Below are 22,801 nucleotides of genomic sequence, written 5' to 3'. Positions count from 1 at the left end.
AATCAACGGTTAATCTTGGACTAGATTAAATTAATTAAAAAAATGCTCTCCATTTATTTGGGGGGCATTTTTTTTGGTTTTTTTTAAGAAAAGCTAACACACGTCAATCATTTATGAAGGCTAACTCCCAGATCGAGGTTAGAGGTTATCTGAAAAAACTGATGTTATAAAGTAGAAGGTTTTGGAAAATTGAATCAACACTCTTAACTATTATTGGTTTTTATCTATGTCTACTATGTCCACGATTGAACAAATCAAGCCAGCCAGTAAAGCAGATGTAATTATTTATGTACCTTACTATTCAAAAAATAAACATAGTTGGCTACCTCATGCGATCGCTTTGTACCGTGAAGCATCTTTAGAAGGTGAACGTCAAATTGAAGGTGGAGAAGGCATCGCGTTTGTTGCTAGCTGGTATGTATCAAAATTACCCTCGGAGTTAACCCGTTGTCGTTTACAATTTGATGGACAAGCAGAGTTAAGCTATGAAGTAACTTTATCTAATTCAGAATTTATTGATTACCTAATTGATGTCATCATAAATTTTAAGCGTTCAAAGACAACTGATTTTCCTCAAAGTTTTTATCGCAAACTGCTGCGTTTTGAATAGAATCATATAAATACAAAATTAACAAGGAGTGAGGGCGTGGCTAAATCTGCTAAATATCTTCTAATAGCTTCTACCGAAGCCTACTGTGGTAAATCGGCGACTATTCTCGGTTTGAGCTATCTTGCTCAGGCAAAAGATATTGCAATTGGCTATGGGCAACCTTTCGCAACCGATTTTCGAGAAAATCTAGAGAATTTGGCATCTTCTACTGATGCCAAATTTTTAGCAACAGCTTTAGGTTTGTCTGCAAATCAAGTGAAATCGCCTTTGCTATCCGTAGACCAGACGATGATCAATCAACGACTGCAAGGAGCAGATCGTCAAGACTATAGTGAGGCAGTACGGGAGTATATAACGCAAATTGAGGGGGATTTAATTTTCCTCGAAGGATCTAGTAATCTTTGGGAAGGGAGTATTTTTAATCTTTCAGTGCCAGAAATTGCCGAATTAGTTGATGCTTCAATTCTGCTTGTTGCTCGTTATCAGCCTCAACTTTTGGTAGGTAGCTTATTATCAGCTAAGAAGTTTTTGGGAGATCGTTTGTTAGGGGTAGTCATCAACGATGTGCCAGCTGAAGAATTTAGCACTGCTTCAGAAATTATTAAACTTTATTTGGAAAATCAGCAGATTCCTGTTTTGGGAATGATTCCCAAGGATCGTATCCTCAACAGCGTTAGTGTCAAGGAAATTGCCAAGCGATTAAAGGCCGAAGTTTTATGTTGTTCAGAGCATTTAGACTGGATGATAGAAAGTTTGAGCATCGGGGCAATGAACGTTAATTCAGCTTTAGGATATTTCCGTCAAAGAGAAAATATGGCGGTGGTTACAGGAGGCGATCGCACAGAATTACAATTAGCAGCTTTAGAAACTTCAACTCACTGTCTGATTCTTACTGGTCGCATTCCCCCTAAAGAAATAATTATCGAGAGAGCCGAAAGTTTAGAAATTCCAGTGCTGTCTGTGGATACGGATACTTTAACTACGGTAGAAGTTGTTGATGGCGCATTTGGCAAAGTTCCGCTTCAGGAAGAAATAAAAGTTCGTCAAATTAAACGTTTGATTCAGCAAAATTTTGATTTTGAGCGACTGCTTAAATATCTAGGTTTAGAATTTGCTAAATCAATTTAATTTTGAATTAAGATTGTAATCTACCTGTAAATGGTCTAACCACCCAGAATTGTGTTGCTAATTCTCAGTCTGATGGTGTGTCAGGACAACATGATTATGAGCTTTATCGTTGTCATGATTGATCAAACACTTTCCCAGTTATACATCTCAAGTTAGAGGTATTTCTTGACCCCTGCCCATTAGCATTTAAGGACAGAGTGATGGACAATCGCCTTATAACTAAAGAGGATTTTTTGTGGTAGATAATAATCAACAAACTTTAACTAATGCTGCTGGTATTCCCATAGCTAGCAATACCGTCTCTAAAACTGTAGGCAAGCAAGGACCTCTATTACTAGAAGACTATACTCTTTTAGAGAAGATGGCGCATTTTAACCGTGAGCGGATTCCTGAGCGAGTAGTTCACGCGCTCGGTTCGGGTGCTTATGGGACTTTTACCGTCACCGAAGATATTACTAAATATACCAAAGCCAAAATGTTTTCAGAGGTAGGCAAGCAAACTGAACTATTTGCGCGTTTTTCTACCGTGGCAAAATCTAAAGGCGGTTCAGATATTTATCGTGACTTGAGAGGGTTTGCGCTTAAGTTTTATACCGAAGATGGTAATTGGGACATGGTGGGGAACAATACACCAATCTTTTTTATGCGCGATCCCATGAAATTCATGGACTTTATTCGCTCCCAGAAAGAACACCCCAAAGAACATTGGCGACAGGATCAAATGTGGTGGGATTTTTGGTCTTTAGTACCTGAAAGTATCCATCAAGTATTGTGGTTGATGGGCGATCGCGGTGCGCCCATGGGCTGGCGACACATGAATGGTTATGGTAGCCACACTTTTAGCTTGATTAATCAAGAAAATGAGCGTATTTGGGTAAAATTCCACTTTATTACCGATCAGGGTAATAAATTCTTTACCGATCAACAGTGGCGCAAGATGGAGGGAGTAGAACCTCGTTGGGCAACTAAAGATCTTTATCAAGCCATTGAAGAAGGCAACTATCCTTCTTGGACAATGAAGATTCAGCTAATGACCGATGAACAGGCACAAAACTTCCAGTGGAATCCTTTTGATCTCACTAAAGTATGGCCTCATGGTGATTTTCCCTTGCAGACAGTCGGTAAATTTGAATTAAATCGTAACCCCGAAAATTATTTTGCCGAAGTAGAACAGGCAGCATTTTCTCCTGGTAATGTTGTTCCTGGGATTTCTTGGTCACCAGATCGGATGTTGCAAGCGCGGATTATGTCCTATGCTGATGCTCACCGCCATCGTCTAAGCGTTAACTATGACACCATTCCCGTTAACAAACCCCATGCCACGGTTGCAAATACTCCTTATCGTGATGGGTTGATGCGTACTGACGATAATAATGGCTCACGGATTAACTACAATCCTTCTCACGAAAGCTATCCTCAACCCGACAAACGTGCAGAAGAACCTCCCTATCATGTTTCGGGAATGGCAGCACGGATCGAGTTAGACGAAGACGACCATTACGATCAGGCACGGATGTATTATGACATGCTGGATGACGGTGAAAAAGAGCGTCTTTATAGCAACATTGCTGGCAGTCTCGGTAAAGCGACTCCAGAAGTAATTGAAGACCAGATGGAGTTATTCCGCAAAGTATCCCCCATGTTAGCCGAACAGGTACAAAAAGCGATCGCTACTAGCGAACCACTAAAACCAGAACCAAAACCAGCAACAGTATAACTAAGATTGACGGACGAGGGATAGAGGATGAGGACAATTAAAAATCCACTCTATCTCTCATTTTCTGTGTTTTAGAGAGTAATTAATCAGTTAAATCAGGAATGAAAGAATGAACAAGCCCGATCTCGGCGAACAAGCAATTAGTAAAGCAGCAGAAGTCGGCATTAAGAGTCAACTAGATGAAGTAGAAGAACTAGATGTTGATGTTAGAGCTAATCCGTTAGATGTAGTTGGCGGAAAATTAGAGTCGGTCACTATTGACGGCAAAGGCATGGTGATGAAAAAAGAATTAAGGGCAGAGAGATTAATTCTGCAAACAGACGAGATCGCTGTCGATTCAGTTAAGGCTGCCTTGGGTAATATTAAATTGACTCAGGATACCAACGCTGAAGCTAAGATAGTTTTACTAGAAGCAGATCTACAGCGAGCCTTTAATTCTGAATATATCAAAGGTAAACTCCAAAACCAAAAGCTAGATCTTAATGGTGAAACAGTTACAGTTAATGCGCGTAATGTAAAATTTACCTTACCTGGAGAGCAAAAAATTGGCTTGGAAGCAGATATCGAGATAGCCGAATCACAAACCACCAAACACATTGCTTTGTCTGCAAAACCAAGCATAGATGCTGATGGCAACAAAATTGCGATCGCCGATGTAGAATATCACGATCGCGAAAATGCAGCCTTTGCTCAAACTCTATTGGACAGTACTAAGGAAATACTCGATCTACGTAATTTTGAATTAGATGCTATGTCCCTAAAAATCGACAAACTCGATGTTTGTCAGGGAAAAATAATTATGGCAGCTAGCGCTGTGATTCGCGATTTTCCTAATAGCTAAAGATTAGCTATCGGCACAACCCAAAACAGAATTCTACTACCTATATTTGCGTTAGAGCGATCGCCATAAATCAAATTATTAATTAATCAAAATGCGATCGCTATTTTTAGTTCACCAATAACTAGGCGGTAAACTTTTCTGTAATTCGCTTCATTGCCTCGTTAACATTATCTCGACTATTAAATGCAGAGATGCGGAAATAGCCTTCTCCTGCTGCCCCAAAGCCAGAACCAGGAGTGCCAACCACGTTGCAGTTAAACAACAATTTATCAAAGAAGTCCCAGCTAGATAAGCCATCGGCAGTTTTCACCCAGACATAAGGTGCATTTATTCCTCCGTATACGGCAATTCCTGCTGCAGTTAACTGTTCGCGGATGATTTTAGCATTTTCGAGGTAAAAACTAACTAACTCTTTGATTTGCGCCTGTCCAGCTTGAGAATAAACGGCTTCTGCACCCCGTTGCACAATGTAAGATACACCGTTAAATTTGGTACACTGACGACGATTCCATAGTTGCCAGATTTTGACTGCTGAACCATCTTGCGCTTTACCCATTAAATTTTGAGGAACTACAGTAAAGGCACAACGAGTCCCGGTAAAGCCAGCATTCTTGGAGAAAGAACGGAATTCGATCGCACAGTCTTTTGCTCCTTCTATTTCATAAATAGAGTGAGGTAAATCAGGATCGCTGATAAAGGCTTCATAAGCTGCATCAAACAAAATCAATGACCCGTGTTGCTGGGCGTAATCTACCCAAGCTTTTAAATGTTCTTTGGTAGCTGTTGCTCCTGTGGGATTATTAGGGAAACAAAGATAGATTAAATCTACTTTTTCGCGAGGAATTTCCGCAGTAAAGTTATTTTCCGCAGTGATGGGCAGGTAAACTAGACCTTTATACCTACCCTCTTGAAATTCTCCTGTATTTCCTGCCATAACGTTAGTATCGACATACACAGGATAGACAGGATCGGTCACGGCAATCTTATTATCATTGCCAAAAATATCGAGAATATTACCGCAATCGCACTTAGAACCGTCTGAGATAAAGATTTCCGACGCATCGATCTCACAACCACGGGATTGAAAGTCTTGTTGAGCAATTTTGTCTCTTAACCAGAGATATCCCTGTTCTGGTCCATATCCTTTGAAGGTACTGCGATCGCCCATTTCTTTAGTCGCTTCAATGATTGCATCACGACAGGCAGCAGGTAAGGGTTCGGTGACATCTCCAATACCTAGCTTAATAATTGGTGCATCAGGATGATCTGCTGCAAACGCACTAACTCGACGCGCAATTTCAGGGAACAAATACCCTGCTTTAAGTTTAAGATAATTATCGTTTATGGTTGCCATTGATTCTTTACTACAAACGCCATTGATTAAGCTTACTGTTATCTGGCAAGTTAAATCACGTTTTTAATTTAGCTTTAATCTGTATGCCTTAAGTTAAAATCTGCCCAAAAAAATAAGAGCGCTATTTTAAACGCTCTTTAGCATAATTACCCATAGATCGTGTTACAAAGATTCTTAGCGACGCAACCATTTTGCTGCAACTGCGCCCAATGCTGCACCCACCAAAGGATTACTAAAAAATTTAAGCAAAGCAGGCTGATCTGCCATTACTTCTTGAAAAATATCAGGATGAGAATGATAGGTGAAGTTAGCCAATTTGCTTACATCATCAGCGTTCATCCGACTAGCATGATGAGTAGATAGGCCGAGTTGACTGGCTAAATCTTTTTCCTTCAGTCCTCTTTTGTCTAGGTGCTTTAAAAACTCTCTAGCAACATCATCTCTTTCGTTTGGCTTGATTTGTGCGATCGCTTTTTGTAACTCTGGTTCCATTTGCTGTGGCGAAACATTGTCGTGATGAAAAGCATTGCGGAACAAACCATGTCTTTCGTCTCGGCTAGAACGATTAGCAAAATCATCAAAGTTATCGTAACTATCTTCGTTGATCGCTGAGTTATCGAGAGATTCAACCTTACCACCAGCAAGGTCATTCATAATTTGTTTTTTATATTGGTCACTGCTGGACATAATTATTGCTCCTATTAGAATTAACAAGTTTTGATTGTCAGTTGAGTAGATGGCAAATTCTGACTACCTAAGATTTGACCTTGAACTATCCTTGATATTCGATATTATTGTCTCGTGCATTATATTTAGCAGTCAGAACTTTTGCTTTGTCTGGTGCATACATCATGACGGTCAAATCTTGATTAGGAAAATTCTGATGAAATCCCATGGTTAAAGCTTTAGCTAAGGTCTTAACTTCTGTTGGCTTAACTTGCTCAGTAATTACTACACCGAGCTTGTTGTTGTCTCTTACATAGGCATCTTTAATCAACCCTTGGCTAGTACTAATTACCCAATCGCCAAACTTTTGCCCAGCAAGACTATTTCCTGTTTCTAACTGAGTATATGCTTGTCTTCTGTTTAATGTTGGATTAGGAACAGTTGCAGTTGAACTAGAGGCACAAGCTGTAGTAGTCGCAACTATTAAAACTAATAGTGTTGTCACTATAAAGTGGCGAATTTTGCTTAAACTTTTCATCATAAATATAGTTCTTGACGTTTACTAAATGTTGATAATCTTGACCAATAACAAAGCAGAAAAATCAATAGTTTTTCTCCAACAAAATCATAGATACAAACTATTAACTAGAACATAGTGTCTTTAGTAGTTTTGACTAATTTAGCTGAGTCTAAATATTGCTTATACTGTTACTATTGACTAGCCTCAACCTTACCTTACCTGATCTGATCAATAGCAATTGGCTGAGGATAATTTTCTGTATTATTTGTTACTAATTACCATAATTTAAATGTCCTTGGAAGTTCATCTATCCAAAGAAGTAAACCAGTAAAATTATGAGCAAACCTACCAACTTCTTTTGGTGCAAATACTGTCTCAGTGGTAGACCCGTTAGTTATCGTAGATGACTATTAATGAGAAAGCTAGTAAGTAGGTAGGGGAAATTAAAGTTAACTGTGACTTCCGTATAGCAGTACTAGTTAAGTATAATTCGTGCAAAAAACATGTTATCTGAAATACTTTAAAGTTGGCTACAGATGAAAAGTAGAGAGGTAGAGGAAGTAGAGGAGTAATTTGTAGCATTCATTTTTGGATTTCAGATTAACTTTCGATTTCAGCCAAAATACTATGACCTAATTTAGATAGATATTTTTCTCGCTCAATCATTGCTTGACTAGGTTTTAAATCAAAAGTACTCAGTATATCTCGCCAACGGTAAGACCAATCGTGCTTAAGTAAGCAATTAGCTACGTTGCGTCGACTGATCCGTTCTAGCCTTTCTGGCTGAGCATCCAATTCGGCGATCGCTTCCACCACATCTGTACCAGATAGATCGACCTTAATAATTGGTTCTGACCAATCAAAATAGCGAGGAAAAGCTTCTCCAGCAGGTGGCATACCGATCATTACCGTACCTGCTGCTGCCCCTTCAAAAAAGCGATAGCCAATTTCTTGAGTCCCTCCTGTTTCGGCGGTGGAGTTGAATTTGGCATAGTTGGTAATATTGTAGCGACTTCTTTGGAATAGATTAGCAAGCAAAATGCGATGTTCTCTAGCATTCTCAATTTCTAATTTTCCTTTGACCGTGTCGTGATAGTAAAAGAAGTTGTCTTGAGCGGCTCTTTTTATTAAAGCATCATGGATATTTGACGATCGTCTACCTACGTAAGAAACATCAATGGAACGTTGAGGTGGATTGGGATAGGGGGAAAAGCGTAAGGTGTCAACCGCAGGAGGAATATAGGTCACGGGTGGCTTAATCAACTTACTCAATCCCTCGACGCATTGGGTCACACCTAAAAAAACGCGATCAAAATTTGACCAAGGCTCCCTAAATAATCGCTTAATCTTTAAGTCAGGCTGCCACATCTCAGTGATGAAACAGGCTGTATACCGACATTTTTCCCGCCATCCTTTGATTGATTCCAAAAGATGAAACTGAAAGGGGTTGTCTAATACCGCGAAGAATAAATCATATTCATGCTCTAAAACCAATTCTGGGGGAAAAGGAGCAGCTTTTAAAGCAAGACTGTCAGAACCGCCAAGATATTTGACTCCACGATAGATCTTGCAAGCAATGTCAAAGTCGCGATTTGGATTTGCTACGTGTAGTTGTGCTAATTCTAAGTCGGTTAATAAGTCTTCAAACTCATAAATACAGCAGTTTGCTGCTTGAAAACGGAATCCACGCACAGAGAGAACCAAAATGCGTGGCGATCGATTGATATCAGAAGAAAAACTGTTGGACATAAGAGAAAAATTATAAAAGTTAGTAATATAAAGCTCGATAAATCAACATGTATTAATACATATTTTTAACCTATCGAGCTAGTGCCGCTAGGTGGAAGTCCTAAAGGACAAAGGCTTGGGCCACATGTATAGTCATTTCAAATAGCAACCAGTGGATCTTATAACGAAGTAACAAGTAACAAGTAACCCTTCGGGTTCGACAGTTTGCTCAACGGAGGAAACCTCCGCAACGCAACTGTCTCACAAGTAACAAGTAAAATTCACCATCATCATTAATACAAAGTAACCATAGGGAAATTAATTAAAATGACTATAGCTTCGCAAATCAGAAGTATTTAACCATAAGGTTTGTAGCATTTACTAATAATTACTAATAATTACTAATAATTACTTCATTCGACTTAAATTAGCGGTTTGATAGTAGTGTGCCAAAATTTGATGATAGTTAATTCCTTGTTTCGCTAAATAATAAGCACCCCATTGACTCAAGCCGAGTCCATGTCCAAAGCCACGCCCTTTAACCAGCAGATTATCGCCATCAGTAGAAACTCGAAATAAAGTGCTGCGGAGATCGAGAGCTTTCCTAAGATCGTTACCGCTAACAGTTGTACTGCCGCGATCGCCTGTGATGTTCATTGTCACTACTCGACCACGAGGAGTCATTGCTGTAGCCTGAAAAGCTTTAATTTTACCCACCCCAGCGACTAAACTTTGAATTTTACTTAGGGGAACTATTTGTTGCCATTGAAATACGGGAGCTTGCTGATCGTAGTCAACTACTCCTCTCAAATAAGGTAGGGGAGAAGTCCAGACATCCTCAACATTTTCCGTATATCCGCCAGAAGAAGAATGAAACGCAGCAAGAATGACTTGATTGTTATAGGTCATAATTTGACCTAGAGTACTGTTAACCGCCTGATGAGTGGTCGTATATTCGCTGTCTAGACCTTTATAAACCTGAGTTCCAGTTGTCGTATCCACATCATAAATACCGTTTGAGCCTGTTTTACGCTTGTAGAGAGCATAGGAACGAGCAGCGACAGCCTGAGCTTTAAGAGCTTCAATTGGCCAACTAGAGACTGCTTCAGCGCCAACTACGCTATACAAATATTGCTCTAAGTCAACTTTATTAATTGCTGTAATACCATTGTTTTGCCGAATCAAACGAGTTGTTCCTCGATACCAGCGATCGCCAATCCAAACATAGCCATTATTTTCTGGCTCAATCACCAATTCCCCCGCAGCGACTCGATTTGAAATTGTAATGCTGTTGCCGTCCAGTTTAGCTGCCAGAGACGACATGGGGTTAAGTTTCCCAAGCTGCCTTCCTGCACCATCTTTAACTATGGCAGCAGTAGAGCTACCTACTTTTAGACTCTCAACTTCTTTCTCTACAGCTACTTTCAAATCTACTGCTTGAGCGGGAAGGACAATTAACAGCCCAATCAGACAAGATAGCCAAGATAGTTTGTTTAAAAATAAGTATTGAATAAAATTAACCGATTTTAAGTTTTGAAAGATCATTTTGTTGATGTTGCTACGATGAAAGATCGCCATCAATATCTTGCGTTATTTTATAGGCGATGACAACAGGAGTTTTTACAGTAGTTTTCAATTGGCTGAAACATGCTGTTGCTCTGGCTAGTCTTTAACTATTGCCTCCTTAAATATGGCGATCGCCTCATACCTCCAGATGCCGAAAATTGCTGTTCTTCATGCGCTCCAAATGTTATTGGCGCGTTCAGTTGAAAATCTGAAAAAATACAAAGAAATGATAAATTCAATGTAAAGAAACAGTCAATTCGTTGCTTTTAAGCTATTAATTTCAGGAATTTTTTTTCTGAGGAAAACACTCTCTTGCTCGAAAACTTTTTGATGATTATTTATGATTATGTCTAATAAACTCAAAATTGGCGAATTAGCCAAACAAACAAGTCTGGCGGTGGGAACTTTACGCTACTATAGCGATCTGGGAATATTACAGCCAGTACACAGAGGTGATAACGGCTACCGCTATTACAGTCAGGATGCGCGCAAACAAGTTGAATTTATCAAAAAAGCTCAAGCCCTTGGATTTACCCTCGAAGAAATCAAACAAATCTTAGATGTGCGCGATCGCGGTGAAAAGCCCTGTTACTTGGTACAAAGTTTGCTCGATCACAAGATTGAGCAGTTAGGAATTCAAATCAAGAAAATGAGCTTATTTAAGCAGGAGTTGCAAGAATATCGTACCAGTTGGAGTAATAGCTTTAATCTCAAATCTGACCGCGTCAGGGAACGAATAACTGACTCCCAAGAGGTTTGTCCCCTAATTGAGAGTGTGTCTTTAAAGGATGTTTGAAAAGTATAGTCATTCCAATTAATTTCCTTATGGTAGTTTTGTATTGATAATAAGGTCAAATCTTATTTGCTACTTACTATAGTCATTTTAATTAATTTCCCTATGGTTACTTTGTATTAATGATGATGGTGAATTTTACTTGTTACTTGTGAGACAGTTGCGTTGCGGAGGTTTCCTCCGTTGAGCAAACTGTCGAACCCGAAGGGTTACTTGTTACTTGTTACTTCGTTATAAGATCCACTGGTTGCTATTTGAAATGACTATAAAAAGTGATGCTTAATTAAAAAATTGCTAAAGATTGACCACAGATTGACGAGATTCAGGTAGATCAATAGCTTCAGACTCGCCATTTAAGACATCAATTACCCCCAGCATTTCTCGTTCAAAGCTTACCTGCGCCCGATTGGTTTTTGCCCCAAAATAAAAGCTGCGCTCTTGTTCTAATGCCCAGATTTGAGAATGAGAAAAGTAGCTCATCACTACCCCAATCATCAGTAGAGCAAACCCTGTATAAACAATGGGAACACCAGGATCGGCTTTAATCTGTAAGCCAGTACTGCCGATAATATCAATTAGCTTTAGGTTAATACCGTCAATGTCTATACTTTGTCCAATACGTAGGGCGCTGGTCAAGTCTCCTTGCTGATTATAAATTAATGCCGTTCCCTGGAGATCTTTAATCAACATTGAAACCCCCGTACTCAGATCGGGCTTGGTAGGAATCCAAGTTCCCCAGATGTTACCTACCCCTAGGGTATCTAACTTCGCCACTGGTAGCTGAAAGATGGGGCTATTATTTAGCTGAACTTTAGCAGCAGCAATACTCCAGTTAGTTTGATAGAAAGTAACGCCGTCATACCGCAGGGGTTTATTGACGTGGATGGTTTCTCGTTTAATTTCTTCGTCGCGATCGCTGATCACAGACAAATCAGAGTAGAATTGGTCTATATCCCCGTTTTCTGTATAGTCAATCCAAAAGCGATTGACTTTAACTGACCAATCTGAAGGAAGCTGATTAGCCCCAAATGGCCCTAATTCAATAATATTTTTAATTTTAAAAGTATCCCCGCTGGCAACCATTTCTTGAGCAAAAAACCCTGTAAAAATACCCCACATGCCTCCTGCCAAGACAATTAACATCCCAGCATGAACGATAATTGGTCCAATCCGCCCGATAATTCCCTTACGGGCATATAGAGCATTATCCTGCTGCCAGACTTGATAGTTTTGCTGCTTAAGCAGAGGAATTAAAGACTTAATTGAACCTTGCTCTAATTCTGCACTGAGAGCTAGTTTTTCATACTGATGGGGCTTTTGATAATATTTCCACTTACGGGCAGCTTTGAGGGCGGGTAGCTGGCGAGTAAAGGTACAGGCGGTTAGACTTGCACCAAATAAAATTAGCAGAGAAAGATACCACCAGGTGCTATAAACATGATTGAGTCCCCAGGCGAGAATCACTTTCCAAGTTAAAAAACCGTATAAAGCAGGAGATTCAGGATAGTTTTGTTGATAAAAAGACAGGGTTTCTGCCTGTTCAATGACTGTACCTGAAATACTGACTACGGCGATCGCCAGTAATAAAGCGATCGCTAATTTTAAGTTAGCAATGATGCCGACAAAGCGACGAAATATTGACCCTGGCTTAAAAATAAAATTCATTATTTATATATTATGAAGCAAAAATTAGACAAAAATTATTAGAGGTAACTAATTTCTTGAGGATGACTTTATTTGCTTGAGCGCCTCCAGACTCATTACTGCCTAAAGCGATAATTTAATTAAGATTATACTTAAGTACATAGAAAATCAGGATGAACCCGCAAGGTTAAAGCCGACGCTAACTAGCGATTCACCTACGCTAGAATCGTAGGATGCGCGTCGGAAAAATGCTCAATATGCTGTACTGGATTAGAAAACTTGACTACCCCACCCCCTTCGGTGATGGCAGAGACGATGCTATCGACTAGATGTTTGAAGTGATGTTGCGGGTAATATGCGCCTTCTGAATAATCCCAAACTAAAGATGTATGAGTAATCAGCGCGATTTCATTTGGAGGCAAACCATAGTCCCCACTCTGTCCAGCTAACAGATCTTGTAGATTGGGGGATAATCTCGCATGGTCATAAAGATCCTGTAATGTCCAGTTACGTCTGCTGAACAAATGCCAGTATTTCGGTAAAGAGAACCAATCTGACCACTCTAAATCGTACCAGTGTACTTTGTGGGTTAACTGCTTCAGTTCTTGATGTAGCTGTTTAATTTCATCACAGTAAAAATTGATGCCCTTAGTTTCTTCAGGGAAAGTAGCGTTCAGGCGATCGCGAAATTTTTCCCAATCTAATGGAATTCGAAAATCAACCTCTGGCGTAATCACCCTGTCAATACAGTCGGGATTGAGAGAATTAAAGGGGACATCGCGATCAATATAGTTTAAAAATTGCTTAACTGCTTGCCCTTCTCCACATTGATAGATGTAGTGGACATCAGCACAGAAGCTATAATCGCCATAGCTGAAAGTATGACAACAGCCTCCAGGTAAATAATGTTGTTCTAATACTGCAACTCGATATCCTTGACGAGTTAAGCAGGCTGCTGCGGATAGTCCACCCAAACCTGCCCCTAAAATTACATAATCAAAATTATTCATATCCTTATTCCATCATGTAGCGAGGGGCAAAAAAATCAACTAATTAATTTTCAACTTCCTAATCTTCTGACCATTCATCTTTGGCTAAAAGATCGCAGATACGATCTCTTAACAAATAATCGTTTCTTTCCAATTCATATTCAGCGCAAATCCATTCTTTTGGGGGAATAAAATTACAAAGAACGCAAATTGATTGATGGGGATCGATTTTGCCAGTTTCAACTAGATGGCGGGCTTCATCTTTAATTTCATCAAGAGAAAAATTAGCAAAATTTACTGTAGCAACCATGATTGACCTCACTAGTTAATTCAGTTCTCATATTTCGGCAATAGAATTTGTCATCAGGCAATAGCCATGAGACTCGATTTCACATTTAACCAATTCCCATTCTCCTGGTGAGAAAAATTGACTTAAGCTGTAAATTGCCTGTTGGGGATCTAAACTATGTAGCTCAATCAAATGACGAACTTCGTTTCTAATTTCTTTGATCGAAAAACTATTTTTGACAGTCATTACGTACTTCTCTAGTTAATTCGTTTCTAGGTTCAAGATATAAGCAAAGCTTGAAGAACTTGTGAGGATTTTGAATAGAGTTATTTGTTATTTATAAGTGATTGATTTTTGGTAGTTGATTATCATGTTTATTGTAAATTATATAAATTATGTAAATTTAGCTAACTGTGAATAATATATTGGCAGCGATCGATTTTTCTGATGTTACGCCCATGGTTGTAGATAAAGCAGCAGAACTAGCTAAAAGCTTTAATTGTAGACTTTGGCTAATTCATATTGCTGCCCCCGATCCTGATTTTGTTGGTTATGGTACAGGACCCCAATGCGAACGAGACTGGAGGGCAAAAACTTTGAGAAAAGAACATCGTTATCTTCAAGATAAGGCTTTAGAACTAGACCAAGATGGAGTAGCCGTAACCCCTTTGTTAGTTCAAGGCGCAACTATTAAAACGATTCTTCAAGAAGCCATAAAGCTAAAATCAGGCATGATTGTAATTGGGTCTCATGGTCATGGCGCATTATACAAAACGTTAGTTGGCAGTGTGAGCGAGGGAGTAATTCGCCAAGCATCTTGTCCTGTAGTGGTTATACCTGCACAAATCAAACGTTAAAAGCTAATAGCTATTAGCTTTTTGATAATTTCATTAATGTAGTCTATTCATTCGAAAAGCGCAGTAAATTATCCAAAATAATTGTCGTCTAACACCTCATCTAAGCTAATTGGCTGGTGATTAGGTAGCTCAAAAACTTTACTTTTTTGAAGTCCTTTGACAGACTTATCGTACCAAAACAGATAGTTTTCTGCTAAATACTTGTTCAAGCTGGGAGAATCTTCCAAAATACTCTTGATTTCCCTGCGAAAATTGGTAATTTCAAGCCGCCAATTATTTCTATTGCGATCGCGTTCACTCGTCCAATACTTTAGCTTAAAGATCTGTTCTATTAAACGATTCAGATAGCTCCGTAAAGCCCTTTTTTGACTCGCCCCCATATCTTCAATTTCTTCTAGGAGATTGTCCCAATCCATCTTGCTGACATCTCTGTTTTTAATGGCGATCGCTATTTCTTCGAGCCAAAGGTTAAAATCTTTTCCATATAACTTATTCATCAGTTAGTGAATTAACCTCCCGATCTCTAGTCTGGGGTGGCGATCGCTTTAATTACTTCGTTGAAAACGTGTCATACTCTTTAAGTTTTAACTGTCCGCCTTTTTTGAGGCTTTCCAAGCGTCCCTGGTTCTGCCGAGGTTTAGTTTAAATTCGCCTCCTCCCAAAGCACTACCAACGCGCTCCTCATCCCAGGATGCAGAAAACAGACCATAGCTCAACCCCAAGACTCCTAAGCCTAAAAAGCCAAAGGAAACGGCAAAAGCAGCATAGGGTGGAAGTTCGACAACTTCATTTGCTTTAAGCCAGTAAAAAACTAATAATGACAACATTCCCAAGGCTGAAGGAATACCGCAGAATATTGCCATACGACGTCCCATCCTCTTGCTCACAACATCAGGAATTGCTGAGAGGTTAGAGTTAGGTCGAGAATTTCTTGAAGTAGCTTTACGCTTCTGCTTGACGGTTGTTGCAGGAGCAGTTTTTTCGGGCTTTTCTTTTTTGTTATTGTTACGGGGTTCAAATGGTAAGCGACCCCGTTTAGAATCTGATGGCATAATGTCTAGTGATTAACGGCGAATGCCAAGACGACCAATCAATTTTTGGTAGCGTTCGTAATCTTGTTTCTGGATGTAGGCTAAAAGACCTTTGCGGCGACCAATCATTTTTAGCAATCCTCTTCTGGAGGAATGATCTTTTTTATTGGCTCTCAGGTGAGCAGTTAGCTGATTGATTCTTTCGGTTAAAACGGCAATTTGCAGATCGGCAGAACCAGTGTCGGTTTCATGAACTTGGTATTCTGCCATTAATTCTTGCTTGCGCTGTTGAGTCAGAGTCATAGTTAGTCTAGATTTGATTGTCTTGATATGTTTAAACTGCAAACTATTATATTATCATCGATTTTTTGAATCTTGCGCCTGAATAAAAACTAGTGGTGTAATTAAGACGTTCAAGAAAAATTAAATTAATACTGACGCTGCTTCGGCATCTAAAATTCCCCAAACCTTAGAAGTCAAAAGATCTAGCCCTGCACGGGTCACTGCGGAAACATGAACAATCGGCAGAGAAGTTAATTCTTGTAGCTCACAAGTAATCAACTCTAAAGTCTCATCATCTATCGCGTCAATTTTGTTTAAAGCAATAATCTGTGGTCGTTCAGGTAAACCATGTCCGTAAGCTACTAGCTCATCTTGAATGGTTTGATAGTCAGCAGGGGGATTATCTGCTGTCGCGTCAATTAAATGCAGCAAGACACGAGTTCGTTCAATATGACGTAAAAAATCATGACCTAAACCAACTCCCTCAGACGCACCTGAGATCAAGCCAGGAATGTCGGCAAACACCGTTCCATCTCCTGTGGGTTTACGCACCACGCCTAAATTGGGTACTAAGGTGGTAAAAGGATAGTCCGCCACCTTGGGTTTAGCAGAAGACAAAGAAGATATAAGCGTTGATTTGCCCGCGTTAGGTAAGCCGATAATGCCCACTTCGGCAATTAACTTCAGCTCTAGGCGCAAGCGTCTAATTTCTCCTTCTAAGCCAGGTAGAGCGTATTCTGGGGCGCGATTGCTGTTGCTCAAAAAGTGCTTATTACCCAAACCGCCTTTGCCTCCAACAGCAACACAAAGGGTTTCACCATCCACCGTCAAATCACCAAGATATTCTCCCGTATCCGCATCAGTAATGAGAGTACCACAAGGGATTTCAATTAGGCGATCGCTTCCTTTGGCTCCCGTACAGTTATTCGGCCCACCTTTTTTGCCGTCTTCTGCTTTAAAAATACGAGCATAGCGAAAATCTAGGAGCGTTTGGAGACGATTTGAGGCTACTAAAATTACTGAACCACCCCAGCCACCGTTTCCCCCTGCAGGACCTCCTGCGGGAACATATTTTTCTCGGCGGAATGCCACCATCCCGTCGCCACCCTTACCAGCGATTACTTCTACTTCTGCTAAATCGATAAACTGCATTAATTAGGCTCAAATAATTGATTATTTACGGGAATTGAAAACTTATAGCTATTGAACATATTTCGTCACATCTTCACCACACTCGTCAGCCAGATATGACAAGGAACGAAAACGCAGCATCGTAAACTGCTCGTAGAGAGGATTAAGTTTACACAGAGGTGGAATATGGGCAACTTTGCGTCCAAACAAATTTATGTCTCGTTCAAAAGGACATTGAGGTGGAATTACTTTACAAACAAACTTTGCTAATCGAGGATCTTTAATTTCCATTCCTTCCAGCCAATCTTTGACAGGATGAAGTACGTCCACACATGATTTGGGTTTCTGGGGTGGAGTCAATGTCGAAGTGGATGTCTCTGGTCGATAGAGATTATACTCTAAAGCCTTTAAAGCTTCTACTTCAATATCTAAAGCATCACTAAATTGATGCAGCAGTTCGTATTCGGGTGTTGAATAAATCCCGTCAGCCACGGCGACCAAAACTGCTGTACGCAGAAAATTTTCTGCTGTATCAGGTTCTTTGCCTAATTTTTCTGCTAGTTCTTCGGGAGTTATGGTCTCCAGACGATCTACCGCATTAATATCAACTAAATCTTGAGTTAATTGACCAATTAGTTCCTGTTCTTCGGGATCATAATGTCCATCTGCTAAAGCGATGGTGTATAAGCCCCTAAACCAAGCCTCAATTTGGCGATCGCTATATGCAGATTGAGTAATGCCAGTCATCAAAATTTATCTATCTTCTAACGATATGGACTAATAGTAATTTTTAGTTTGCGTTAAACCTAACTTATCTAAATCATAGCGAAAACTGCCACCAAAACTGTTTAGAATTAATTCAGCCTTGCTTAAAGATCCTAATTAACTCTCACCGTTAACTAAATTTAAATTTATTACCATTACCATTCAAGAAATTATCCTCCAGGCAACCGAAAACAGCGAACGTCTTGACCGTTGGCTTGCCAAACAACTACCTAATATTTCTCGTTCTCGCGTTCAAAAGCTGATTGATTCTGGTCATGTCCAGCTCAACAACCAAGTCTGCCTGAGCAAAAAAACTCAAGTAGCCTCAGGAGACTGTTTAAATGTTACTATTCCCGAACCTGAAAAACTCAATCTCACTCCCGAAAACATTCCTCTAGATATTCTCTACGAAGATGAGCATCTAATCATTGTCAATAAACCTGTGGGTATGGTAGTTCATCCAGCGCCAGGACACTATACAGGAACTTTAGTTCACGCTCTTTTATATCATTGTGATTTAGCGGGGATTGGCGGGGTAGAACGCCCTGGAATAGTCCACCGCATTGATAAAGACACGACAGGCGCAATTGTGGTAGCCAAAAGCGATCGCGTCCATCAACATCTACAAGAGCAAATTAAAGCCAAAACTGCCACAAGAGAATACTGGGGGATCATTTACGGTTCTTTTGCTGATGATGCGGGGACAATTGATTTGCCGATTGGTCGTCATCAGGGCGATCGCCAAAAAATGACGATAATTCCCGTTGACCACGGCGGTAGAGCAGCCGTTACCCACTGGCGAACATTAGAAAGAATTGGTAACTATAGCCTGATGCAATTTTTCCTAGAAACTGGGCGAACTCATCAAATTAGAGTCCATTGCGCTCATCACGGACATCCTTTGGTGGGAGACAGCACCTACGGCGCAAATCGCTCATTGAAAGTAAATCTCTCTGGTCAAGCGCTACATGCTAGACAATTATCCTTAGTTCATCCGATCTCTGAAGAATTGATTACAGCGATCGCTCCTTTACCTGAAGAGTTTATCAAGCTCTTACAAGTCCTACGTAATCGCAATTAGATTACCTGTGAAGAAATAATTTTTGAAATATTTTATTTAAATATAAAAAAGGGAGCATTGCCCCCAAACTCAATCAGAGTTAATAATTTTTTCTAACTTTGTACCATAAATATTATGCTAATCTAACGAACCCCAGCGGTAGTCTCATGAGATCTAAAAGATTCATTGGTAACACTATAAACAGTTCCCTTTATTCTAGTAGTAGTATCTTCTACAAATGTTCCAGTCAGCGAAGAACCCGATCTATGAATAGTCAAGCCATTAAAACTATTGGTATTGTTATAAACATCTGTATAATTATCGTCATTTAGATAAACATTAGACAATTTCAATACAGAATTATTATTAACAAATTCTTGTTGAAAATCATCATTTTGCGCTGATGATTGAGATTGATTAGTCTGTTTAATTAAATTGTCCTCAAAAAAAATTTTTTCAGAATAACTATTGTAATGCTCAGTTCTATTAGAGTTAGTTACAGTATCAATTTCTAATGAAGTTTCTGTGCGATTCGTTTTATAAACTGTGTCATTACGAACAAAGGTATCTCCTGCCCTAGTAGGAGATATGGTAAAAAGCGTAATAGTTATTGAAGTAAATGAAGCAAGAGTTTTGTTCATGAATTAATTTTCTCAATCTCGTATTTTTTTAATGATTAAAATATATTTTATTTTTCTGAGCTAGTTAAGGCTTTAAATCAGAAAAATTTTTGTTAATCAAAAGATTATCTTGAAATTCAAGAGTAAGATTCTCAGAAAAGTTTGGATTGCCTAACCTGTTAGAAGTACTATAGATGTTATTAGTTGAATAAACATCCTCTTTGTTCCACTGATAAACCTTTGTCTGAATTATTCTTTCGCCATTGTTAACTTCATTCTCATAGAGCAAAACACCATCCCAACCGATAATAGACCTGACTTCTTCGTAAGACATACCAGTGGAAATAGAATTATAAAGCTCAGATTGAATTTGATTTTGCAGATTATTTTCCTGAAGACTATTGTCCTCAATTCCTAAATTTCCACGAATACTAGGAGCAGGAGAGTTATTAAGGTCATTATTATTAATAGTATTTTCAGGCATTGCGGCAATCTGATCGAAGAAAAAACCTCGATCAAAAACAATAAAGATAATCCAGCCTAAAAGTAGTATTAGCGAAAAAACTAAACGGTTCATGGCAAATATATATTAAAAAAGGCAGATAACTCTGCCCTATGATGTTCTAATCGAGTTAAGAAAACTTGTATTTATCTAACTCCAGCAGAAGTTTCGTGAGCGTTAGATTTAAATTCTGAATAACTATTGATATGTCCCCCGACTTTTGTCTTGATAGTTTCTGTGAATTTACCTACAAGTAAAGATCCAGCAGTATGTTCACTATAGTCGTCGTAGCTAACTGTCAGAGGTTTACCCCAATAACCACCTTGTTGAGTAACATCGCCATCGGTATATTCTTTGTAAGCAAAAGAACCGTAAGCTTCATTTCTGGTGGAGTGGGTATCAGAATCGATTCTAAGATTGGTATGAGTGTTTCCCCAAGATTTGATTGACTCGTTACGGACGTAAGTTTCGCCAGCGAAAGCGGGAGCAGCGATAATTGATGCAGCGATCGCAAGACCTAATACTTTGATATTTTTCATGATTTTAATTATTCTAAGAATACTTATTGTTTTTATTTGATTCAGCTTCATTGCCATTTCAACTTTGAAGCTGGTTTAGTTTTCAAGAAGAATGTTGAGTTAAGAAAACTTATATTTATCTAACTCCAGCCGAAGTTTCGTGAGCGTTAGATTTAAATTCTGAATAACTATTGATATGTCCCCCGACTTCTGTCTCAATAGTTTCTGTGAATTTACCTACAAGTAAAGATCCAGCAGTATGCTCACTATAGTCGTCGTAGCTAACTGTCAGAGGTTTACCCCAATAACCACCTTGTTGAGTGACATCGCCATCGGTATATTCTTTGTAAGCAAAAGAACCGTAAGCTTCATTTCTGGTGGAGTGGGTATCAGAATCGATTCTAAGATTGGTATGAGTGTTTCCCCAAGATTTGATTGACTCGTTACGGACGTAAGTTTCGCCAGCGAAAGCGGGAGCAGCGATAATTGATGCAGCGATCGCAAGACCTAATACTTTGATATTTTTCATGATTTTAATTATCCTGATAGTAATTATTATTGATTTTCCTGGATTATCTTAATGACTTTAGAGCTTTTTTTGCTGAAATATTGAGTTAAGAAAATTGATTTCTAAAAATACTCATTATTTTCATCAGTTTCATCATCGCGTAATCTTATAGATTCAATCTTATTAAGATTATTTGATTCCTCATCATCAGTGTTTTTTGATAAAGACGAACTTTGAGGCTCTAGTTGAACAGAATCATTAGATTGATTTATATTGTTTTTAACTAGAGATACTCCATCACAAACTACTGATAAAGTTGGGAATTTTTCAGAATTTAAACTAATTCCAGCACTGATAAGTTCAGCACAAGAACGAGCATTAATAATCTCTAAATCATATTGAGCTTTACGAGCCAAAGCTTGACCCATTTCTTCACAAGCTTTGCCTAATTTTCCCCCTAGAGGAACAATAAAAGAAGCATTTATGGCATAAGAAGAGTTTTCTCCAAAATTAATTCCTTCCGCAGAGTTATAGCCACTTCCCACAATTAAGGAAGATTTGGGACAGACTACATTTCTGCCACCTAAATCTTGAATTTTATAAGTTGCAGCATCGCCAACGTTATAAATACCAGTTTGATTAATAGCCGCAGCATTATTTTGATCGTTATCTAGAGTTTGTTCCTGATTAGGTTGTGACTCTGAAGTAACTGTATTTTCAATTGTTTGTGCTTGGGCTTTAGTTCCAATACTAACTAATAATAAAAGACTAAAAAATCGTAAGGTATATTTAAACATTGTTCTCTTTTTATAAAGGACATTTTTTCTGGAAAAGTTCTTTTTTAACCATGTACGTAATATATAAGTTTTAATTTAAATACACAAGAGAATTTTTCGTACTTTAAAATCACTTAATGATAATTACTGATATTTATAAATCTGATATTATTTAGATGCTTTTTAAATAAACAAATACAGTTTCATCATGAAGTACAAATAAAGTCAATTAATTAGCAGCCTAATAAGAGCTAATTTATATAAAGAATCTAACAAGAAAAATTTTATTCAAACAGCAAAGTGTTTCTAGAGAAAAAATAGAGAATTTATCCATTTAATTTCTAGAAGCATTAATTTTTGATTTTGCTGAAAAAATTCTAAAAGCCTTGGAATGACTATAGTTTTAAAACTGAGGATATTTAGCTAGCATCAGCTCAATTTGCTCAGGCGCTAAGGGAATAGAAAACAAGTATCCTTGAGCAAATTCACACCCTAAACCTTTGAGTTGGTTTAGTTGGAGAGAAGTTTCAACGCCTTCAGAAATCGTCTTCATCCCCAAGGTTTTGGCTAAGGTAATAATTAGGCGCACAATTTCAAAATTCTCGGAATCAAAGTTCATTTGCTGAATAAAAGAACGATCTATCTTTAAATTGTCAATGGGGAAACGGCGTAAATAGCTTAAAGAAGAATATCCTGTCCCAAAATCATCAATACTCAACTTAATGTTTCTGTTTTTAATCTGCCTCAGGGTATCCTGGATGCTTCCTCCTGGTTCAATTAAGACACTTTCAGTAATCTCCAGCCTCAAAGAGCTACCATCTAACCCTGTATCTTCAAGAATTTGATCGAGTTTACTAATAAATTCAGGTTCTTGTAGCTGTTGACTAGCTAAATTAATACTCATCT

General features: G+C 38.7%; 26 protein-coding genes and 1 pseudogene. 7 read left to right on the top strand and 20 right to left on the bottom strand.

From position 1 onward, the window contains the following. The first annotated feature begins 235 nt into the window (after positions 1 to 235). The 4 genes from ebsA to C7B62_RS17670 all read left to right on the top strand — a co-directional run bounded on the left by ebsA (position 236) and on the right by C7B62_RS17670 (position 4,296). A complete protein-coding gene (gene ebsA, locus C7B62_RS17685; protein WP_106239831.1) occupies positions 236 to 610 on the top strand; it encodes a type IV pilus biogenesis protein EbsA in 375 nt (124 codons plus the stop codon). Positions 611 to 646: 36 nt separating this feature from the next. Then, positions 647 to 1,738 (top strand): phosphotransacetylase family protein, encoded by a 1,092-nt coding sequence (locus tag C7B62_RS17680; protein WP_106239825.1) that lies wholly within the window; start codon positions 647 to 649, stop codon positions 1,736 to 1,738. Positions 1,739 to 1,973: 235 nt separating this feature from the next. Beyond that, positions 1,974 to 3,455, top strand: a complete 1,482-nt coding sequence (locus C7B62_RS17675) for a catalase (protein WP_106239820.1) — start codon at positions 1,974 to 1,976, stop codon at positions 3,453 to 3,455. Between the two features lie 109 nt (positions 3,456 to 3,564). Next, positions 3,565 to 4,296, top strand: a complete 732-nt coding sequence (locus C7B62_RS17670) for a DUF2993 domain-containing protein (RefSeq protein ID WP_106239817.1) — start codon at positions 3,565 to 3,567, stop codon at positions 4,294 to 4,296. Between the two features lie 121 nt (positions 4,297 to 4,417). On the opposite strand, the gene C7B62_RS17665 is transcribed toward C7B62_RS17670, so the two are convergent. From C7B62_RS17665 to C7B62_RS17645, 5 genes are all read right to left on the bottom strand, one after another. Next, complete coding sequence (locus C7B62_RS17665; protein ID WP_106239813.1) at positions 4,418 to 5,650, bottom strand: LL-diaminopimelate aminotransferase; 1,233 nt, start codon at positions 5,648 to 5,650, stop codon at positions 4,418 to 4,420. A 174-nt stretch (positions 5,651 to 5,824) separates the two neighbouring features. Next, positions 5,825 to 6,337 carry a hypothetical protein gene (locus C7B62_RS17660; RefSeq protein ID WP_106239810.1) on the bottom strand — a complete coding sequence of 171 codons (513 nt, stop codon included), beginning with the start codon at positions 6,335 to 6,337 and terminating at the stop codon, positions 5,825 to 5,827. Positions 6,338 to 6,422: 85 nt separating this feature from the next. Next, entirely contained in the window at positions 6,423 to 6,857 is a 435-nt protein-coding gene (locus tag C7B62_RS17655) for a hypothetical protein (protein ID WP_106239807.1), read from the bottom strand. Positions 6,858 to 7,436: 579 nt separating this feature from the next. Beyond that, a complete protein-coding gene (locus C7B62_RS17650) occupies positions 7,437 to 8,585 on the bottom strand; it encodes a glycosyltransferase (RefSeq protein WP_106239804.1) in 1,149 nt (382 codons plus the stop codon). 387 nt (positions 8,586 to 8,972) lie between these two features. Beyond that, the gene (locus C7B62_RS17645) at positions 8,973 to 10,109 is read right to left on the bottom strand and encodes a SpoIID/LytB domain-containing protein (RefSeq protein WP_106239828.1); all 1,137 of its coding nucleotides are present in this window, start codon (positions 10,107 to 10,109) and stop codon (positions 8,973 to 8,975) included. A gap of 361 nt (positions 10,110 to 10,470) precedes the next feature. Here C7B62_RS17645 and C7B62_RS17640 point away from each other — a divergent pair, with 361 nt between their 5' ends. Further along, a complete protein-coding gene (locus tag C7B62_RS17640; RefSeq protein ID WP_106239800.1) occupies positions 10,471 to 10,926 on the top strand; it encodes a heavy metal-responsive transcriptional regulator in 456 nt (151 codons plus the stop codon). A gap of 291 nt (positions 10,927 to 11,217) precedes the next feature. On the opposite strand, the gene C7B62_RS17635 is transcribed toward C7B62_RS17640, so the two are convergent. The 4 genes and pseudogenes from C7B62_RS17635 to C7B62_RS17620 form a co-directional block, all read right to left on the bottom strand. After that, positions 11,218 to 12,588 carry a cytochrome c biogenesis protein gene (locus C7B62_RS17635; protein ID WP_106239796.1) on the bottom strand — a complete coding sequence of 457 codons (1,371 nt, stop codon included), beginning with the start codon at positions 12,586 to 12,588 and terminating at the stop codon, positions 11,218 to 11,220. Between the two features lie 230 nt (positions 12,589 to 12,818). Beyond that, positions 12,819 to 13,577: pseudogene (locus tag C7B62_RS17630) on the bottom strand (phytoene desaturase family protein); the annotation flags it as partial. 58 nt (positions 13,578 to 13,635) lie between these two features. After that, positions 13,636 to 13,866, bottom strand: coding sequence for a DUF4327 family protein (locus C7B62_RS17625; RefSeq protein WP_106239792.1), 231 nt, complete (start codon positions 13,864 to 13,866; stop codon positions 13,636 to 13,638). Between the two features lie 27 nt (positions 13,867 to 13,893). After that, a complete protein-coding gene (locus C7B62_RS17620) occupies positions 13,894 to 14,091 on the bottom strand; it encodes a DUF4327 family protein (protein ID WP_106239788.1) in 198 nt (65 codons plus the stop codon). A gap of 167 nt (positions 14,092 to 14,258) precedes the next feature. Here C7B62_RS17620 and C7B62_RS17615 point away from each other — a divergent pair, with 167 nt between their 5' ends. Beyond that, the gene (locus tag C7B62_RS17615; RefSeq protein ID WP_106239784.1) at positions 14,259 to 14,702 is read left to right on the top strand and encodes a universal stress protein; all 444 of its coding nucleotides are present in this window, start codon (positions 14,259 to 14,261) and stop codon (positions 14,700 to 14,702) included. Positions 14,703 to 14,770: 68 nt separating this feature from the next. Here the strand turns inward: C7B62_RS17615 and C7B62_RS17610 are convergent, their stop codons facing one another. From C7B62_RS17610 to C7B62_RS17590, 5 genes are all read right to left on the bottom strand, one after another. Then, positions 14,771 to 15,199, bottom strand: coding sequence for a DUF29 domain-containing protein (locus C7B62_RS17610; protein WP_106239780.1), 429 nt, complete (start codon positions 15,197 to 15,199; stop codon positions 14,771 to 14,773). An 87-nt stretch (positions 15,200 to 15,286) separates the two neighbouring features. Beyond that, positions 15,287 to 15,754, bottom strand: a complete 468-nt coding sequence (locus C7B62_RS17605) for a PAM68 family protein (protein ID WP_106239776.1) — start codon at positions 15,752 to 15,754, stop codon at positions 15,287 to 15,289. Positions 15,755 to 15,766: 12 nt separating this feature from the next. After that, positions 15,767 to 16,036: a 30S ribosomal protein S15 gene (rpsO, locus tag C7B62_RS17600; protein WP_106239771.1), complete on the bottom strand. Its 270-nt coding sequence runs from the start codon at positions 16,034 to 16,036 to the stop codon at positions 15,767 to 15,769. 120 nt (positions 16,037 to 16,156) lie between these two features. Next, on the bottom strand, positions 16,157 to 17,167 hold the full coding sequence (obgE, locus tag C7B62_RS17595; RefSeq protein ID WP_106239767.1) for a GTPase ObgE: 1,011 nt from the start codon (positions 17,165 to 17,167) through the stop codon (positions 16,157 to 16,159). Positions 17,168 to 17,215: 48 nt separating this feature from the next. Continuing rightward, positions 17,216 to 17,893, bottom strand: coding sequence for a Mo-dependent nitrogenase C-terminal domain-containing protein (locus C7B62_RS17590; RefSeq protein WP_106239764.1), 678 nt, complete (start codon positions 17,891 to 17,893; stop codon positions 17,216 to 17,218). A gap of 178 nt (positions 17,894 to 18,071) precedes the next feature. On the opposite strand from C7B62_RS17590, the gene C7B62_RS17585 reads away from it, so the two are divergent. Then, positions 18,072 to 18,992 (top strand): RluA family pseudouridine synthase, encoded by a 921-nt coding sequence (locus C7B62_RS17585; RefSeq protein WP_106239761.1) that lies wholly within the window; start codon positions 18,072 to 18,074, stop codon positions 18,990 to 18,992. Between the two features lie 122 nt (positions 18,993 to 19,114). Here the strand turns inward: C7B62_RS17585 and C7B62_RS17580 are convergent, their stop codons facing one another. From C7B62_RS17580 to C7B62_RS17555, 6 genes are all read right to left on the bottom strand, one after another. Beyond that, on the bottom strand, positions 19,115 to 19,612 hold the full coding sequence (locus C7B62_RS17580) for a hypothetical protein (protein ID WP_106239757.1): 498 nt from the start codon (positions 19,610 to 19,612) through the stop codon (positions 19,115 to 19,117). Between the two features lie 64 nt (positions 19,613 to 19,676). After that, entirely contained in the window at positions 19,677 to 20,168 is a 492-nt protein-coding gene (locus C7B62_RS17575) for a hypothetical protein (protein ID WP_106239754.1), read from the bottom strand. 71 nt (positions 20,169 to 20,239) lie between these two features. Further along, positions 20,240 to 20,632 (bottom strand): hypothetical protein, encoded by a 393-nt coding sequence (locus C7B62_RS17570; RefSeq protein ID WP_106239751.1) that lies wholly within the window; start codon positions 20,630 to 20,632, stop codon positions 20,240 to 20,242. Between the two features lie 115 nt (positions 20,633 to 20,747). Continuing rightward, the gene (locus C7B62_RS17565) at positions 20,748 to 21,140 is read right to left on the bottom strand and encodes a hypothetical protein (protein ID WP_106239747.1); all 393 of its coding nucleotides are present in this window, start codon (positions 21,138 to 21,140) and stop codon (positions 20,748 to 20,750) included. Positions 21,141 to 21,241: 101 nt separating this feature from the next. Beyond that, positions 21,242 to 21,916 carry a hypothetical protein gene (locus C7B62_RS17560; protein ID WP_106239744.1) on the bottom strand — a complete coding sequence of 225 codons (675 nt, stop codon included), beginning with the start codon at positions 21,914 to 21,916 and terminating at the stop codon, positions 21,242 to 21,244. Positions 21,917 to 22,298: 382 nt separating this feature from the next. Beyond that, positions 22,299 to 22,801: EAL domain-containing protein (locus C7B62_RS17555; RefSeq protein ID WP_146132133.1), on the bottom strand; the 503-nt coding region annotated here is incomplete at its 5' end.

Origin of the sequence: Pleurocapsa sp. CCALA 161 (genome assembly GCF_003003995.1) — a bacterium.
In the GTDB taxonomy this organism is placed as follows: domain Bacteria; phylum Cyanobacteriota; class Cyanobacteriia; order Cyanobacteriales; family Xenococcaceae; genus Waterburya.
The sequence above is the reverse complement of the archived record's forward strand: the minus strand, read 5'-3'. Positions and strand labels throughout refer to the sequence as shown.

Bases quoted from the DNA above. Each gene is read 5' to 3' on its own strand.
- rpsO (WP_106239771.1), bottom strand. From the start codon at position 16,036: ATGACTCTGACTCAACAGCGCAAGCAAGAATTAATGGCAGAATACCAA.
- C7B62_RS17635 (WP_106239796.1), bottom strand. From the start codon at position 12,588: ATGAATTTTATTTTTAAGCCAGGGTCAATATTTCGTCGCTTTGTCGGC.
- C7B62_RS17655 (WP_106239807.1), bottom strand. From the start codon at position 6,857: ATGATGAAAAGTTTAAGCAAAATTCGCCACTTTATAGTGACAACACTA.
- C7B62_RS17570 (WP_106239751.1), bottom strand. From the start codon at position 20,632: ATGAAAAATATCAAAGTATTAGGTCTTGCGATCGCTGCATCAATTATC.
- C7B62_RS17670 (WP_106239817.1), top strand. From the start codon at position 3,565: ATGAACAAGCCCGATCTCGGCGAACAAGCAATTAGTAAAGCAGCAGAA.
- C7B62_RS17625 (WP_106239792.1), bottom strand. From the start codon at position 13,866: ATGGTTGCTACAGTAAATTTTGCTAATTTTTCTCTTGATGAAATTAAA.
- C7B62_RS17645 (WP_106239828.1), bottom strand. From the start codon at position 10,109: ATGATCTTTCAAAACTTAAAATCGGTTAATTTTATTCAATACTTATTT.
- C7B62_RS17650 (WP_106239804.1), bottom strand. From the start codon at position 8,585: ATGTCCAACAGTTTTTCTTCTGATATCAATCGATCGCCACGCATTTTG.
- C7B62_RS17590 (WP_106239764.1), bottom strand. From the start codon at position 17,893: ATGACTGGCATTACTCAATCTGCATATAGCGATCGCCAAATTGAGGCT.
- C7B62_RS17610 (WP_106239780.1), bottom strand. From the start codon at position 15,199: ATGAATAAGTTATATGGAAAAGATTTTAACCTTTGGCTCGAAGAAATA.
- obgE (WP_106239767.1), bottom strand. From the start codon at position 17,167: ATGCAGTTTATCGATTTAGCAGAAGTAGAAGTAATCGCTGGTAAGGGT.
- C7B62_RS17605 (WP_106239776.1), bottom strand. From the start codon at position 15,754: ATGCCATCAGATTCTAAACGGGGTCGCTTACCATTTGAACCCCGTAAC.
- C7B62_RS17620 (WP_106239788.1), bottom strand. From the start codon at position 14,091: ATGACTGTCAAAAATAGTTTTTCGATCAAAGAAATTAGAAACGAAGTT.
- C7B62_RS17560 (WP_106239744.1), bottom strand. From the start codon at position 21,916: ATGTTTAAATATACCTTACGATTTTTTAGTCTTTTATTATTAGTTAGT.
- ebsA (WP_106239831.1), top strand. From the start codon at position 236: ATGTCCACGATTGAACAAATCAAGCCAGCCAGTAAAGCAGATGTAATT.
- C7B62_RS17565 (WP_106239747.1), bottom strand. From the start codon at position 21,140: ATGAAAAATATCAAAGTATTAGGTCTTGCGATCGCTGCATCAATTATC.
- C7B62_RS17660 (WP_106239810.1), bottom strand. From the start codon at position 6,337: ATGTCCAGCAGTGACCAATATAAAAAACAAATTATGAATGACCTTGCT.
- C7B62_RS17665 (WP_106239813.1), bottom strand. From the start codon at position 5,650: ATGGCAACCATAAACGATAATTATCTTAAACTTAAAGCAGGGTATTTG.
- C7B62_RS17575 (WP_106239754.1), bottom strand. From the start codon at position 20,168: ATGAACCGTTTAGTTTTTTCGCTAATACTACTTTTAGGCTGGATTATC.
- C7B62_RS17640 (WP_106239800.1), top strand. From the start codon at position 10,471: ATGATTATGTCTAATAAACTCAAAATTGGCGAATTAGCCAAACAAACA.
- C7B62_RS17580 (WP_106239757.1), bottom strand. From the start codon at position 19,612: ATGAACAAAACTCTTGCTTCATTTACTTCAATAACTATTACGCTTTTT.